13 protein-coding genes are annotated in these 14,317 nt (G+C 67.4%); 5 read left to right on the top strand and 8 right to left on the bottom strand.

Translation table 11 applies throughout. The features are described from left to right. The first annotated feature begins 52 nt into the window (after positions 1-52). Together FGS76_RS04060 and FGS76_RS04055 are read left to right on the top strand one after the other, a co-directional pair. Positions 53-952: a DnaJ C-terminal domain-containing protein gene (locus tag FGS76_RS04060; protein ID WP_138771355.1), complete on the top strand. Its 900-nt coding sequence runs from the start codon at positions 53-55 to the stop codon at positions 950-952. Positions 953-956: 4 nt separating this feature from the next. Then, positions 957-1,253, top strand: coding sequence for a chaperone modulator CbpM (locus FGS76_RS04055; protein WP_138771354.1), 297 nt, complete (start codon positions 957-959; stop codon positions 1,251-1,253). Between the two features lie 111 nt (positions 1,254-1,364). Here the strand turns inward: FGS76_RS04055 and FGS76_RS04050 are convergent, their stop codons facing one another. Together FGS76_RS04050 and FGS76_RS04045 are read right to left on the bottom strand one after the other, a co-directional pair. Then, positions 1,365-2,120, bottom strand: a complete 756-nt coding sequence (locus FGS76_RS04050) for a M90 family metallopeptidase (RefSeq protein WP_138771353.1) — start codon at positions 2,118-2,120, stop codon at positions 1,365-1,367. 175 nt (positions 2,121-2,295) lie between these two features. Beyond that, on the bottom strand, positions 2,296-3,468 hold the full coding sequence (locus tag FGS76_RS04045) for a type III PLP-dependent enzyme (protein ID WP_138771352.1): 1,173 nt from the start codon (positions 3,466-3,468) through the stop codon (positions 2,296-2,298). 391 nt (positions 3,469-3,859) lie between these two features. On the opposite strand from FGS76_RS04045, the gene FGS76_RS04040 reads away from it, so the two are divergent. Next, complete coding sequence (locus tag FGS76_RS04040) at positions 3,860-4,798, top strand: DMT family transporter (protein WP_138771351.1); 939 nt, start codon at positions 3,860-3,862, stop codon at positions 4,796-4,798. A 70-nt stretch (positions 4,799-4,868) separates the two neighbouring features. Then, on the top strand, positions 4,869-5,426 hold the full coding sequence (locus FGS76_RS04035) for a DUF805 domain-containing protein (RefSeq protein WP_170214393.1): 558 nt from the start codon (positions 4,869-4,871) through the stop codon (positions 5,424-5,426). A 28-nt stretch (positions 5,427-5,454) separates the two neighbouring features. Here FGS76_RS04035 and FGS76_RS04030 read toward each other — a convergent pair whose 3' ends face one another. Further along, positions 5,455-5,718: an acyl-CoA-binding protein gene (locus FGS76_RS04030; RefSeq protein ID WP_138771349.1), complete on the bottom strand. Its 264-nt coding sequence runs from the start codon at positions 5,716-5,718 to the stop codon at positions 5,455-5,457. Between the two features lie 132 nt (positions 5,719-5,850). On the opposite strand from FGS76_RS04030, the gene FGS76_RS04025 reads away from it, so the two are divergent. Next, positions 5,851-7,068 (top strand): GAF domain-containing protein, encoded by a 1,218-nt coding sequence (locus tag FGS76_RS04025; RefSeq protein ID WP_138771348.1) that lies wholly within the window; start codon positions 5,851-5,853, stop codon positions 7,066-7,068. A gap of 13 nt (positions 7,069-7,081) precedes the next feature. Here FGS76_RS04025 and FGS76_RS04020 read toward each other — a convergent pair whose 3' ends face one another. From FGS76_RS04020 to FGS76_RS04000, 5 genes are all read right to left on the bottom strand, one after another. Then, positions 7,082-7,711: a 1-acyl-sn-glycerol-3-phosphate acyltransferase gene (locus FGS76_RS04020; protein WP_138771347.1), complete on the bottom strand. Its 630-nt coding sequence runs from the start codon at positions 7,709-7,711 to the stop codon at positions 7,082-7,084. A gap of 1 nt (position 7,712) precedes the next feature. Beyond that, on the bottom strand, positions 7,713-8,510 hold the full coding sequence (locus tag FGS76_RS04015) for a thioesterase family protein (protein WP_138771346.1): 798 nt from the start codon (positions 8,508-8,510) through the stop codon (positions 7,713-7,715). 135 nt (positions 8,511-8,645) lie between these two features. Continuing rightward, entirely contained in the window at positions 8,646-11,102 is a 2,457-nt protein-coding gene (gene hrpB, locus FGS76_RS04010) for an ATP-dependent helicase HrpB (RefSeq protein ID WP_138771345.1), read from the bottom strand. Between the two features lie 58 nt (positions 11,103-11,160). Beyond that, entirely contained in the window at positions 11,161-13,290 is a 2,130-nt protein-coding gene (locus FGS76_RS04005; RefSeq protein WP_276607921.1) for a putative bifunctional diguanylate cyclase/phosphodiesterase, read from the bottom strand. Between the two features lie 220 nt (positions 13,291-13,510). Beyond that, positions 13,511-14,287, bottom strand: a complete 777-nt coding sequence (locus tag FGS76_RS04000; protein WP_138771343.1) for an iron-containing redox enzyme family protein — start codon at positions 14,285-14,287, stop codon at positions 13,511-13,513. Between the last annotated feature and the right edge of the window lie 30 nt (positions 14,288-14,317).

The following is a 14,317-nucleotide window of genomic DNA, read 5'->3' as shown; positions in this document are numbered from 1 at the left end:
CGCCATAAAAGGGACACTGATCGGCAACAGCGGCACGGGAGTCGCGGCGAGTATGGAATTCAAGGATTATTACCGCATCCTCGGCGTCGAGCCAGACGCGGATGACAAGGTGATCAAAAGCGCCTACCGCAAGCTGGCGCGCCAGTATCATCCCGACGTCAGCAGCGACGACGACGCCGAAAGCAAATTCAAGGAGGTGTCGGAGGCCTACCACGCCCTCAAGGACCCGGAAAAACGGGCGGAGTATGACCGCCTGCGCCAATACCAGCAAGGCGGCGGTGGCGGAGGTGGCTTTCAACCACCGCCGGGCTGGCAGGGGTTCCAGGGTGGCTCCGGCGGCTCGGACTTCCAGGGCGAAGGGGACTTTTCGGACTTCTTCGAATCCCTGTTCGGCGGCGGTTTCCGGCAGCGCTCCTCCGGGCCCCGGCCGGGCCGCGACCTGGAAGTGGAAATGCCGCTGTTCCTGGAGGACACGGTGGCCGACACCCGCAAGCAGATCCGGGTCGGCGAGCGCACCCTCAACGTGACCATTCCCGCCGGAACCGGCGACAACGAGCGCATCCGCCTCAAGGGCCAGGGCGCCCCCGGCGCCGGCGGCGGCGAGGCCGGCGATCTGTACCTGCGAGTACGGCTGGTGCCCCACCCGCTGTTCGATGTGGACGGCCACGACCTGATCGTCACCGTGCCGGTGGCGCCCTGGGAAGCGGCCCTGGGCGGCAAGGTGTCGGTGCCTACCCTGAGCGGGCGCATCAGCGTCACCCTGCCCGCCAACAGCCAGAACGGCCGGCGGCTGCGGCTCAAGGGCAAGGGGCTGAACGGCAAGAAAGCACCGGGAGACCTGTACGCCGTGCTCAAGGTGGTGATGCCCGACCACAACGACGAACACAGCCAGGCCCTGTGGCGGCAGCTTGCCGAACACAGCGGCTTCGACCCGCGCGCGGATTGGGAGTGATGGTATGAGCAACCGCATCCGTTCTCTGACCCTGGGTGAACTGTCCCAGCGGGTCGCCCTGCCGGTGGCCACGGTCACCGAAATCGTGGAACTCGGCATTATCGAACCCCAGGCACGGGACCCGCACTGGCTGTTCGATGAAACCGTGGTGGTGGTGGTCAGCCGCGCCGCCCGCCTGCATCGGGACCTGGCCATGGACTGGAACGGCGTGGCCCTGGCCCTGGAGCTGGCGGAGGACAATCAGCGTCTGCGCCGGGAAAACGAGGCGCTGCGGCGGCGGCTGGCGCGGTTGCTTGAATGAGATCGCGGGTGATCGCGGGTGATCGCGACTGAAGTCGCTCCTACAAAAAGCGCGGTGCGGTTTGGCAAGGGTATTGTAGGAGCGACTTCAGTCGCGATCGATCATCCCCGATCACCCGGTAGGCCGCTGCCGATAAAACAGCGCCAGCTGCTCATACACCTCCGGCAGCACCTCGCGCAGATAATCCGGTGACTCGAAGAAACTCTCGGTGGCCACGGCGAAGAACTCGCCGGGATCTTCCAGGGCATAGGGGTCCAGGAACGGCTCGCCGCGCTGGTGGGCTCCTTCCAGGGCGTGCCAGGCATTGGTGAATACCTCATGCCAGCGGCCCGGCTCCATGCCCCGGTGCAACGGCGGCGCGCCATTGGGCCCGTCGTCAAGCATGTCCAGCTTGTGGGCCAGTTCATGCAGCACCACGTTGTAGCCATCCTCGGAGCTGGCCTGGGCGATGTCGCCCCAGGACAGGATCACCGGCCCCTGCAGCCAGGCCTCGCCGGCCAGCGCCCGGCCTTCCTCGTGGACCACGCCGAATTCATCCACGCCGCCGTCCGGGGTCACGAAGGTGTCCTCGTAGACGATCACCGTGTACCAGCCGTCGTACCAGTCCAGCCCCAGTTCCAGTACCGGCACCACCGCCATGGTGGCGATTAGCAGGCGCTGGTCGTCGTTCAGTTGAAAGCCACCGCCACTGGCCAATTCCTTGCGCAACAGAAAGCGCAGGGCGTTATCGAACAGGCGCTGACGAAGCTCCCCCTGATAACGGGCCGCCACCGGCCAGCCGGCCACCGCCGCTTCCCACTGCTGCCGGCTGACCGGCAGCCGCGATAGCTTGCGGTCCTCCAGCCATTTCCTGGCCTGCTTTAACATCCTGTTTTCCCCAACAACAAACGAAAAAAATTAGGTCTGAAAGCTTGCCCTTTTTGCCGGTGAACCGTAAAGCGGTTTGCCCGGGGGGCGTCCCATAATATGAGCAGGAAGACGTGGATGGCCCCGGGGCCGCCGGGTGCGGAGGCCGTGCCGACCGGCACGGCCCGCGGGGGGACTAGATGTAGTAACTGGCCAGCGGCGGGAAGCCGTTGAATTCCACCGCGCTGTAGCTGGTGGTGTAGGCACCGGTGGAGAACCAGTACAGACGGTCGCCGATGGCCAGGTTCAGCGGCAGCCCGTATTTGTAGTTCTCGTACATGATGTCGGCACTGTCGCAGGTGGGCCCGGCGATCACCACCTCTTCCATTTCCCCTTTCTTCTCCGTGTAGATCGGGTACTTGATGGCCTCGTCCAGGGTCTCGATCAGCCCGGAGAATTTGCCCACGTCGGTGAACACCCAGCGTTGCAGGGCGGTCCGCGACTTGCGAGAAATCAGCACCACTTCGCTGACCAGCACGCCGGCGTTGGCGATCAGCGAGCGGCCCGGCTCCAGGATGATCTCCGGCAGTTCCTCACCGAAATCCTCCTTGAGAAAACGGATGATCTCGGAGGCGTAGGTCTCCAGGTCATTGGTCTTGGCGATGTAGTTGGCCGGAAAGCCGCCGCCCAGATTGATCATCTTCAGCTCGATGCCCACTTCCTCGCGGAGCCGCTCGAACATGATCTTGACCTTGCCGATGGCCGCGTCCCAGGCGCCGATGTCGCGCTGCTGGGAGCCCACATGGAAGGACACGCCGTAGGGTTCCAGGCCCAGGTCCCGGGCCAGGATCATCAGATCCAGGGCCATGTCGGTCTGGCAGCCGAACTTGCGCGACAGCGGCCAGTCGGCGGTGTGGGTGCCTTCCGTGAGGATGCGCACATAGACCCGGGAGCCCGGCGCCGCCTTGGCGATGTTGCGCAGATCCGCCTCCGAGTCGGTGGCGAACATGCGCACACCCTTTTCGTAGAAGGCGCGGATGTCGCGGGCTTTTTTGATGGTGTTGCCGAAGATGCAGCGTTCGGCGGACACGCCCAGGCCCATCACCTTCTCCAGCTCATAGGTGGAGGCGATGTCGAAGTTGGCGCCGCGATCACGCAGCAGGCTGATCAGCTGCTCCGCCGGGTTGGCCTTGACCGCGTAATGGATGCGCGCGAACGGAAACTGTTCGATCAGCTGATCGTAGTGCTTGCCCACGGTTTCCGTGTCGATCACCACGAAGGGCGTCTCCTTGGTGTCCGCCAGGTCCTTGATGCGACGGAACACCGCCGGTTCGTAAAAATCCTCGACGCGAATGGCCTCGGTGGTCATGGGGGTCCTCTTTCCTCTCAACACACGGACCGGGCCCGGCAAGGGCTCCGGCCGTTCCAGGGGCAACGGGCGCCCAAGTTATCAAGGTACGGGCCGCTTGGGGAGATACCGGGCGGGCTTTTTTTTGGTTCATCATGGTCGGGCGGGAAATCGGGAGGTCTCTATCCCGGACGCGGATCCGCGTGGGGGCCTTCCGGCCCCTGGTAGGAGCGACTTTAGTCGCGATCACGATGGCGACGGGGGATCGCGGCTGAAGCCGCTCCTACAGCTTTTTTTAACCCGGGCCGGGCGCCGCTAGTGCCGCCCGGGGCAAATGCGGTATTGTCTGCGCCCCCTGCCGCCCCGCCCCGGAGACCACCATGGCCCTGGCCCCACACCGCTCCCGCCGCCAATGAGCGCCGCCGCCGGACGCGCCGATCTGCTGCTGGTGGCGGTGACCCTGCTGGCCGGGCTCAGTTGGATCTTCTCCAAGGAAGCGGTGCTGCTGATGCCGCCGCTGCTGTTCATGGCACTGCGCTTCTTTCTGGCCGGGCTGGTGCTGGCCACGGTGGCCTGGCCACGCCTGCTGCGCCTGGACCGGGACCAGTACCTGCGCAGCCTGCGGGTGGGGCTGGTGTTCGGCCTGGCGATGAGTTTCTGGATTCTGGGTCTGAACTTCGGCACCCATGTGGGCGAAGGGGCCTTTCTCACCAGTCTTGGCGTGGTGCTGGTGCCGGTGATGGCACGGCTGGTGTTCAAGGAGCGGCCGCCGCCGAGCACCTGGGTGGCCCTGCCGGTGGCCGCCAGCGGCCTGGCGCTGCTGGCCCTGGAAGGCGGCTTCCGCGCCGAACCGGGTCAGTGGTTCTATGTGGCGGCGGCGGCCATGTTCGCGCTGTTCTTCACGCTCAATACCCGGGCCGCCAATGACGCGGTGCGCGCCGGCGCCGACGGCGCGGTGACCACCCGCCGGCGGGTGCCGGCGCTGGCGCTGACCACGGTGGTGATGTTCACGGTCAGCCTGGTGACCGGGCTGGGGTCGCTGGCGCTGGAGCCCTGGCAGGCCACTCTGGACGAGTTCAGCGGCGCCATGGCCGGCTGGGTGATCGCCAGCGCCACCCTGGGCACCGCCGTGCGCTTCTTTATGCAGACCTACGCCCAGAGCCTGTCGGTGCACAGCCACGGGGTGGTGATCCTGGTGCTGGAACCGATGTGGACGGCGCTGTTCGCCGCGCTGTGGTTCGGCGAAACCATGACCGCCGTGCAGGTGAGCGGCTGCCTGATGATCTTTCTGTCGTTGCTGGTCAATCGCTGGAGCAGCGTGCGGCGGGCGCTGAAAACCTGGCTGGCCTGAACCAGCCGGGTGGCCAGCCGCCGGCGTCGCGGTTATGCTCGGGCCGATAACCGACCATCAAGGATTGCCCATGAACCAGCCCTACCATGCCCCGGAGGCCGCTCCGGCGGACCCGCTCAACCGTCGCACCACGGACCCGTTCGCATTCCGGGGCCGGCTCGGCCGGCTGCGCTATTTTGCTTACGTGGGCCTGGTGATGCTGGTGCTGTATCTGATGCTGACCTTCGCCTCGATCCTCAGCGCCGGTGTGGCCGGCGATGGCCGGCCGACGGTGCTGGTGGGCCTGGTGGCGCTGGCGCTGATGGTGGTGGCCACCTTCGCCTGGGTGGTGTACGGCGTGCGGCGGCTCAATGATATGGACCGCAGCGGCTGGCTGATGGTGCTGGGGTTCGTGCCGGTGCTGAACCTGGTGCTGGCGCTGGTGTTGCTGTTCGCGCCGGGCAGCCCCGGCGACAATCGCTACGGCCCGCGCCCGCCGGCCAACGGCACCGGCGTGGTGCTCGGCGCGGTGGCGGCGGGCCTGGTGATGCTGGCCCTGATCGGCATCGTGGCCGCCGTCGCCCTGCCCGCCTACCAGACCTATGTGGAGCGCGCCAAGGCCCAGCAGATGCAGCTGCAAAACCGCTAGCGCATCGCCGCCGGGCGCGCCCCGGTGCTTACTTGTGGGTCTTGAGCAGGGACTCCACCTTGTCGATGTACTTGCCCATGGCGTCGTCCTTGCTCATGCCCTTGAGCTTGGCCCAGGCGTCGTACTTGGCGCGCCCCACCATATCCAGCATGCCCGGCCGCTTGCCGCTCACATCGCCCTCGCTCCCCTGCTTGTAATGGGAGTAGAGGAACAGCAAATCGTCGTTGCTCGGTTTCTTGTTGAGGGTTTTGACGTCTTTCTGGGCCTGTTCAAAGCGGGCGGTATCGGCCATTATTCTCACCTGTTGGTTGGTATTTATGCTTAGGAACCACCGGCCACGCCCTCGGGAAGGCGCGCCGGCGCTCTACTCTCGACGATAACGATAACGCAAAGCAAGGCAACACCATCAAGGGGGAAAGTCGCCATGGCCCGGGCCACCGGAAACACCGTCGTGGATGCGCGCCAGGAGCGCGACCTGAAGAAAGCCCTGGGCAGCGTCTGGGTACGCTTCTCCGGTTCCCTGGAAGACCAGTACATCCACCACTCGATCCGCCGGGCGCGCAAGCTGATCGGCCGCTCGCTGTATGTGCTGATCGCCCTGTTCCTGGTGGTCACCGTGCCGGTGCTGGTACTGGTGGACGACCCGGGCCTGGCCGGCTGGCGGTGGTTCGGGTTCTGGCCCCTGGTGGGCGCCCTGGTGCTGTTGTTCCTGGCGGTGAAAGTGGACGCTCTGACCCGCTGGGTGAGCACCCTGGTAGGGCTGGCCCTGATGGTCGCCCTGGCCGGCACCCTGCTGGGCGCGATCCGGCTGGCCGATACCTTCCTGGGCCAGGTGGCGGCGTTCGAGACCGTCTACGTGCTGATCATCGGCTTCTCGATTCTGCGCTTGCCGCCCACCCGCACCCTGTTCTGGTGCCTGGGCTCGCTGGTGCTGGCGCTGACCCTGGCGCTGGTGCTGGGCTGGTCGGTGCAGCCGGCCTCGCTGCTGCTGTTCTACGGCTTTCCGCTGGTGGTGTGCGCGCTCAACGGCTACATGCTGGACGCCAGCGCCCGCCACAGTTATGCCAACAATCTGCTGCTGGCCAAGGAATCCGACCGGCTGCGCCAGTGGCGCGACAACGCCGACCGGGAAGCCCGCCGGCAGCGCCTGCTCAACGAGTTCATGGCCCATATCGCCGGCAACCCCCGGGTGTCGGTGCTGCTCGACCAGGCCCTGGCTTTCATGATCGAGCACACCCCGGCGGTGGCCGGCGCCGCCTGGCGGCTGGCCGACGACGGCCTGCACCAGGAGGCCAGCCGGGGCCTGGACGCGGTGGCCCGCGGGCGCCGGCATCTGCCCCGGGAAGGGCTGCTGGCCGGGGCCCTGGACAGCGAAGGCGATGTCACCGTCCGCCACGACGTGCCGGCGGGTTACCTGGATCTGGAAACCGGCCACAGCCGCATGCGCCCGGGCCAGGTGCTGTTTGTCACCGTGCGCCAGGGCGACGACGAGCCGCTGGGGATCTTGGAACTGGCCGCCCTGACCCCGTTCGACGACGACGCCCGGGCGCTGCTGGAGAGTCTGGCGCCGTCGCTGGCCTACGCCCTGGTGGCGGCCATGGGCCGGGAGGACTATATGCGCCGCCACCGCCAGGCCGGCTGAACGCCGGCGGCGCTCAGCGGCGGCGTTTCAAGGGCGCGGAAAGGCGCTCCGGGTGGCGCGGGGTGACATCGTCCAGGGCCGCATAGATGGCCTCCAGATCCTGCTCCAGATCGCCGCCGGGCCAGAAGGTTTCCAGAATCCGCGCCTGCCGGCGGCGGTAACAGAAGGTGACCACCACGATCGGCAGCGCCAGTTCCACGGCGATGCGGTGGAAGCCGGTTTTCCATTCCCCCGCCCCACTGCGGGTGCCCTCCGGGGTAATCCCCAGCCAGAACGGGTCGCCGCCGGCCAGCAGCCGCCGGGTGTCGGCCACCACCCCACCGGGACGGCGGCGGTCCACCGGCATGCCACCGGCGGCGCGCAGCAACATTCCCGCCGGCCCCCGGAACAGGCTGTGCTTGGCCATGAAGCGGATATCCAGACGCAGCCCCAGGATCGCGGCGATCCCCACCAGGCCGTCGTAGTTGGAGGTGTGCGGCGCGGCGATCATCACCGCCCGGGGCACGTCCGGCAGCCGCCCCACCACCTGCCAACCGATGGCACGCAGCACGGCACGGCCCAGCCAGGCGGTTACCGCACTGCCCCGGCGCGGCACCCGCGGGCCGATGTCCGCCGGCGTCAGGGGCGCGAGGCGGGCCCCCATATCAGGCGAACACCACCACGGTCTGGCGGCTGAAAGCCACCGGCCGGCCCTGCTCGTCCCAGATCCGCGAGCGGGTGTGGCCGTAGCCATCGGCGAAGGCGTCGGTGATCACGTCGTACTGCCAGTCGCGGGTGGGCGGCAGGGTCGCCGGGTCCACCAGAAAGTCCATGGTCCAGGTCAGCGAACTCATCGGCGCCGGCTTTTTCAGCATGGTGATCACCGAGGCCGGCCAGGTGTCCACCAGGCAGGCCAGGCTGGCCGCGTCCTGGGGCTGGCCCGGTTCGGCGAAGCGCATGTAGCCCTGGAAATCCGGCCGCGAGGAGCCGGTGTAGGGGTAGTTATCGTCGGCGTAGAGCAGGTGGAAGTGGCGCAGAAAATCCGGTGTCAGGCCTTCCACGAACGGCACCGGATTGCACTCCGCCGCCGGCCGCATCTCCGGCGGCGGACTGCCGGCCACCGCCAGGGACGACGGGCGCGGCTGGCCCAGGCTGCCCAGCATCACCGCCACCACCTGGCCTTCCTGGCGGGCGGTCACCTGTACCTGGGTCACCGACTTGCCGGCGCGCAGAATCTCCGCCGACAGGGCCAGCGGGCCCGGCGCCATGGGCGCCACGAACGACAGGGAAAAACTGCGCAGCGGCGCCCGCTGGTCGCCCTGCTCCGCCGCCAGATAGGCGTCCATATGGGCGATCAGAATGGCACCGACGATGCCGCCAAAGGTGGCGCGCCCCTGGCCCCAGCCTTCCGGCACGGTCATTTCCGTGCCGGCGGCGGCGGCCACGATGGAACTGTATTTCATAAATCGCTCCCGGCAAAAGCGGCTATTGATAGCAGAGCGGACCCGGCTTGGAAAGGGGCGTTCTGTTAAGGGCGTTGGCGTTGGATCGCGGCTGAAGCCGCTCCTACGACGTCAAGAACCGGGGTAGGAGCGGCTTCAGCCGCGATCCCCACCCTTCGCCGCCTGTGCCCGTTTGGTCCTGCCGGTGGCCTGCGCGGTGAGCGGGTCCTCCGGCCAGGGATGCTTGGGATAGCGGCCGCGCAGGTCCTTGCGCACCGCCGTGTAACCTTCCCGCCAGAACCGCCCCAAGTCGCCGGTGATGGCCGCCGGACGGCCCGCCGGCGTGAGCAGTTCCGCGGTCAGTGGCAGCCGGCCATCGGCCAGCACCGGTAGGGCCTCCATGCCGAAGCACTCCTGCAGCTTCACCGCCAGCCGGGGGCCGCCCTCGGCCCGGTAATTGATCGCCACCGAACGGCCCGAGGCCACCGGCCAGCGGGCCGGCAAGGCGCGCTCCAGCCGGCGCCGCCGGTCGCTGCCCAACCACAGGCCCAGGGCCTCGCCCAGCGGCACCCGCTGCATATCCCGGGGCGTGCGGCAGCCGGCCAGAAACGGCGCCAGCCAGGTCTCCAGCCCGGCCAGCAGGCTGTCGTCGTCCATGGCCGGCCAGTGCTCCGGTTCCAGCTCGTGCATCCAGGCGATGCGCGCGCGCAGCTGCTGGCTGTCTTCGTCCCAGGGCAGCATGGCCAGGCCACGATCGCACAGGGCGGCCAGTAGCCCCTGCTGGAGCAGCTCCGGGGACGGCTCGGCCAGCGGCCGGCGGTCCAGCACCAGCGCGCCCACGGCACGCACCCGCTCGGCCACCACCCGTTCCCGCCGGGAGTCCCAGTGCACCTGGTCCTGTTCCTTGGCGCGGCGCTCCAGCACCGCGTCCACCGCCTCCGTGGCCAGCGGCCAGGCCAGTCGCACCCGGCCGTCCCGGCTTTGCCCGTCGGTGTCCAGAATCAACAACCAGTCGCGGGCCGCCAGCGGCGTGCCGGGCTCCAGGCGGGCGCCGCCGCCATCGGCGAGCAGATAGCGGCCACTGCCCGGCTCCCGGCAGCGCGCCAGGCGCTCCGCAAAGGCGTCGGCGAGAATCAGGTCCAGGGGCTCCGCGTCCGGGCGGTCCCGGCGGTCACCGGCCAGCCGCGTCAGCTCCCGCTGCAACAGCGGCCATTGCCCCGGCGCCGCCAGAAAACGTTGCAGCCGGCGGGCCAGGTCCGGTTCCCGGTCCAGGCCCGGGGCCCGTTCATTGAGCAGCACCGCCAGCGCGGCGGCGCTGCGCGGCCGGCCCCGGTCCCGGCCGGTGAGCACCAGCACCGCCAGATCCGGCGGCAGCGGCAGGCCGTTGAGGCGCCGGCCCAGGTCGGTGATGCCGCCGTCCCGGTCCAGGGCGCCCAGGCCGGTGAGCCGTTCCCGGGCCGCCTGCCAGGCCCCCTCCGGCGGCGGGTCCAGCCAGAACAGCTCGCGCGGGTCCCGGCATCCCCAGCGGGCCAGGTCCAGTACCAGCCCGTCCAGGGCGGTATGGCGGATTTCCGGTTCGATATGGCGGGCCAGCACTTCTTCCCGGGCCCACAAGCGGATGCAGCGGCCCGGCCCCAGACGGCCGGCGCGGCCGGCACGCTGGTCGGCGTTGGCCTGGCTGATGCGGCGGGTGACCAGACGGCTGCGATGGCGGCGCGGATCGTACTGGGGACGCCGGGCCAGGCCGCTGTCCACCACGGTGGTGACGCCGCCGATGGTAACGCTGGTCTCGGCCACGTTGGTGGCCAGCACCACCCGGGCGGCGCCGTCGGCGGGGGCGGCCAGCACCGCCGCCTGCTGGTCGCCATCGAGACGGCCATGTAGCACCTGCACCGGCGGCTGCGCCGGCAGCCGCTGGCGGACCCGTTCGATTTCGCCGACGCCGGGCAGAAACACCAGGGTGGTGCCCTGCCCCGCCACCGCCGTCACCTGAGCGGCGCAGTGGGCCAGCGGGTCCTGGTCGCGGCCCGGCGGCGCGTGGCTGATGGTCACCGGATAGGCGCGCCCCTCGCTGCTCACCACCGGCAACCCCAGGCCCTCGGCCAGCGGCCCCAGCTCCAGGGTGGCCGACATCACCAGCAAACGCAGGTCCTCGCGCAGGGCGCCACGGACCTCCTGGACCAGGGCCAGGCCCAGATCCGCCTGCAGGGAACGTTCATGGAATTCGTCGAACACCACCGCCGCGTAGCCGTCCAGGGAGGGGTCGTCCAGCAGCATCCGGGTCAAGATGCCTTCGGTGACCACCTCCACCCGGGTGGCGGCGCTGATGCGCGAGTCGGAACGGGTGCGATAGCCAATGGTGGCGCCCACCTGTTCGCCGCGCTGGCGGGCCATGAACCCGGCCACCGCCCGGGCCGCCACCCGGCGCGGTTCGAGCACCAGCACGCGCCCGCCGTGGCACCAGTCGGCGTCCAGCAGTGCCAGTGGCACGCGGGTCGATTTTCCGGCGCCGGGGGGCGCCTCCAGCACCGCCCCGCCACTGCTGGCCAGGCACTCCAGCAGTCGTGGCAGCACCGCCTCCACCGGCAATGCGGCGGGGTTGATGTCGGACATGGGGCCAGCCCCTTCACCGTGAAAAACGGCATGGTAGCGGAAAGCGCCCGCCGGTGGATCAGCCGCCGGGAAACTGCGCTTCCGGCACCGGCCGGCTGAACATGTAACCCTGGCCTTCATGGCAGCCCAGCCGCCGCAGCATGTCCGCCTGCTCCCGGGTCTCGATGCCCTCGGCGATGATCTGCAGCCCCAGATTGCGCCCCAGCAAGATGATTGAGTTAACGATCGCCAGGTCGTCCGGGCAAGTGGTGAGATTGGCCACGAACTGGCGATCAATCTTGAGCCGCGTCAGCGGGTATTTCTTCAGCAGGCTCAGGGACGCATAGCCGGTGCCGTAATCGTCGAAGGCCAGGCCCACGCCAAGATCGTGCAGCCGCTGCAGCACGCTGAGGATTTCCGGGCTGATGCCAAGAATGGTGGTTTCGGTGATCTCCAGTTCCAGCGACTGGGGCGGCAGGTCGTAGCGCTTCAGCAAGGTCTCCACCTTGTCCGCCAGAGCGGTATCGCGGAGCTGGCAGGCAAACAGATTCACGCCGATCCGGAAACTGTCGTATTTGGCCCGTTGCGCCGCCGCGAAGGCGCAACTGGCTTCCAGAATCCAATCGCCCACCCGCAGGGCCTGATCGCTGACCTCCAGCACGCTGATGAAGTCGCCGGGGAACACCAGGCCCCGCTGCGGATGCCGCCAGCGCAGCAACGCCTCGGCGCCCACCACCTTGCCGCTGCCCAGAGTGTTCTGAGGCTGAAAGTGCAGCTCGAAATCGCGCTGCTTGAAAGCGATGCGCAGATCCTGTTCCAGGCGGTGCTTCTTCTCCACCCGCTCGTTGAGCTCGTCGTTGAAGATCACCAAATGTCTGGAGCCCAGACATTTGGCTTCCTGCAACGCCAGCAACGCCTGTTTCAACACCCCGGCGCTGTCCAGCTCGCCGGAGGCCTCAGCCGGCGCCGAGACAATGCCCACGCAGGCGGTGACCCGGCACTCGAAGCCATGAATGCGATAGGGCCGGCTTACCTCTTCGATCACCTTCTCGCCGAGGGTACGCAGGTATTCCGGGTCCTGCTCCCCATACAGCAGCATGCCGTACTCATCGCCGGCCAGCCGCCCCACCAGCGACGACTCCGGCGCCAGATCGGAAAACCGCCGCGCCGCCTCGCGCAGCACCTCGTCACCGGTGGCCATGCCCAGGGAGGAATTCACCGCTTTAAAACTGTCCAGGTCCACCTTCAGCACCGTCACCGCGCGTCCACGGTCCATATAGCCCTGGGTCATTTCCAGGAACCGTCCCCGGTTGGGCAGGCCAGTCAGGCGGTCGGTGTCGCGCATCAACCGCACCCGGTTCTGCAGATCCTGGCGGTGGGCAATATCGCGGATCACGAAGCCACGCTGATACTGATCGTCTTCCACCCAAATGGCGGACGACACCTCCACCGGCAGGTGGCTGCCATCGGTACGCAACAGGAAGCTTCGCTGGTTCTCCAGCGAGCGCCAGTCCCGGCTGCCGCCGCCGGCGTCGAACAGCAGGTGCTGGAACTGGGCACCCAGCAGCGCCCCCAGCTTCTGGCCCCGGGCTCGATGGGCATGCAGGCCGGTGAGCTGCTCCGCGCCCCGGTTCCAGAAGGTGACTTCATCCGCCTGGTTGATACAGATAATGGCGTCGGGGATCGATGACGCCAGCTTCAGAGCGGCGCGGCGTACCAGCAAAAGGCGACGGCGGGCGAGATGATCCATGACCATCTCGGCGAAGCCCTCGAGCAGGGTCTCCTCGGCTTTGGTAAGGGGGTCGCGGGGCACATAATCCACCAGGCTGATGGCACCGAGACAATGGCCGGACGAGGTGCGGATCGGGGCGCCGGCATAGAAACGGATGCGCGGCCCCCCTTGAACCAGGGTGCTGTTCCGGTAGGCGGGATCGGCCAGCGTATCCGGAATCACCACGATCTCATTACGCTCCACCGTGTAGGTGCAAAACGAAACCTCCCGCGAGGCTTCGCAGGCGTCAAAACCGACCCGCGCCTTAAAATAATGAGAATCATTGCTCATGAAGCCGATCAGAGCAGTGGGCACCGAGAATATGCTCGACATCATCTTGACGATACGGTCGAACTCTTTCTCTGGAGGTGTGCCAAAAACTTGATAATCGCTAAGCGCGTCCAGACGCGATGTTTCATCCAAGGAATGAAGCGCCATCTTTATTTCCCGACTGAGGCCACCAATAATGGCGAATGCGCGCCCGTGAACGCCCGCACCTCCATTTCGCGAAAAATAGCGTCGATATTCTGCCCGGTCCAGCAACATTATTGATGCGATAAGTGTTTATGCGTAACGAACATTAAAATTGCTGTTTTTGTCTCCCATGCCGGGATTCAGCAATATTAAATCTCCGCTAAAACGCCCCGGGCAGCGCCGCTTAAACCGAGTCGAGCAGGCCCGGAAGTTCCGTTGGGGCGCGCTCGCCGGAATGCCGGTAACAGTCATCCAGGGCGAGCAGATAATATTCCAACCCGCGTCGAGCAGCGGTGAAGGCCCGCCGCCGTGAAGGCTCGTCCACGGCCAGCAGCTTGATCAGTTCCATGGCTTCATGGGGGTGGGCGTCGTCGTAGCTGGCATGGGCCCGCAACCAGGCCATGGTGTGGCGATTGATCTCGGCGCGGCCCTGTTCGGCGTAGTGTTTGACGCCGGCCACCACCCGCTGGCTCCACTCGCCGGTGGCCCACTCGATGGCCAGATTGGTGGCGGCGATGCTCTCTTCCAGGGTGCCCTGGTGGCCGGTGGTCCAGAGGAACTGATTGACCGCGTCCATGGCCGGCGGCGGCGTGGTGGTTTCCAGACGCTCCCGGGACAACCCGAACCCGGCCGCCCAGTCCTGATACCAGTAGGCGTGGCGTTGTTCGATGCGGATGTTGCCAATCAGCCAATTCTTGGTGTCCTCATGGCCAGGCGCCCGCCCGGCCCGGGTCTTGGCCAACGCCAGCCCCATGTACTTGGGAAAGTTCTCCACCAGCGGATAGAAGTGCAGCAAGGCGTCCTGAAAGCGCTCCAGGGACAGGTGGCCCTCGCCCATCTCCACAAACAGCGGGTGATCGACCACCCGATCCTTGAGCGGCACCAGGGCGTCCCAGAACCGTTGGGCCCAGGACGGGTGTTCCGTCAGTGTCAGTGCATCCTTGTAACGAGCGACCCCCATGGCATTCCTCCGGCGGATTATTGTTAGTCC

The sequence above is a fragment of the Alloalcanivorax gelatiniphagus genome, assembly GCF_005938655.1.
Taxonomy (GTDB): domain Bacteria; phylum Pseudomonadota; class Gammaproteobacteria; order Pseudomonadales; family Alcanivoracaceae; genus Alloalcanivorax; species Alloalcanivorax gelatiniphagus.
Note: the sequence above shows the minus strand (reverse complement) of the source record. Positions and strands in the feature narration are given on the sequence as shown.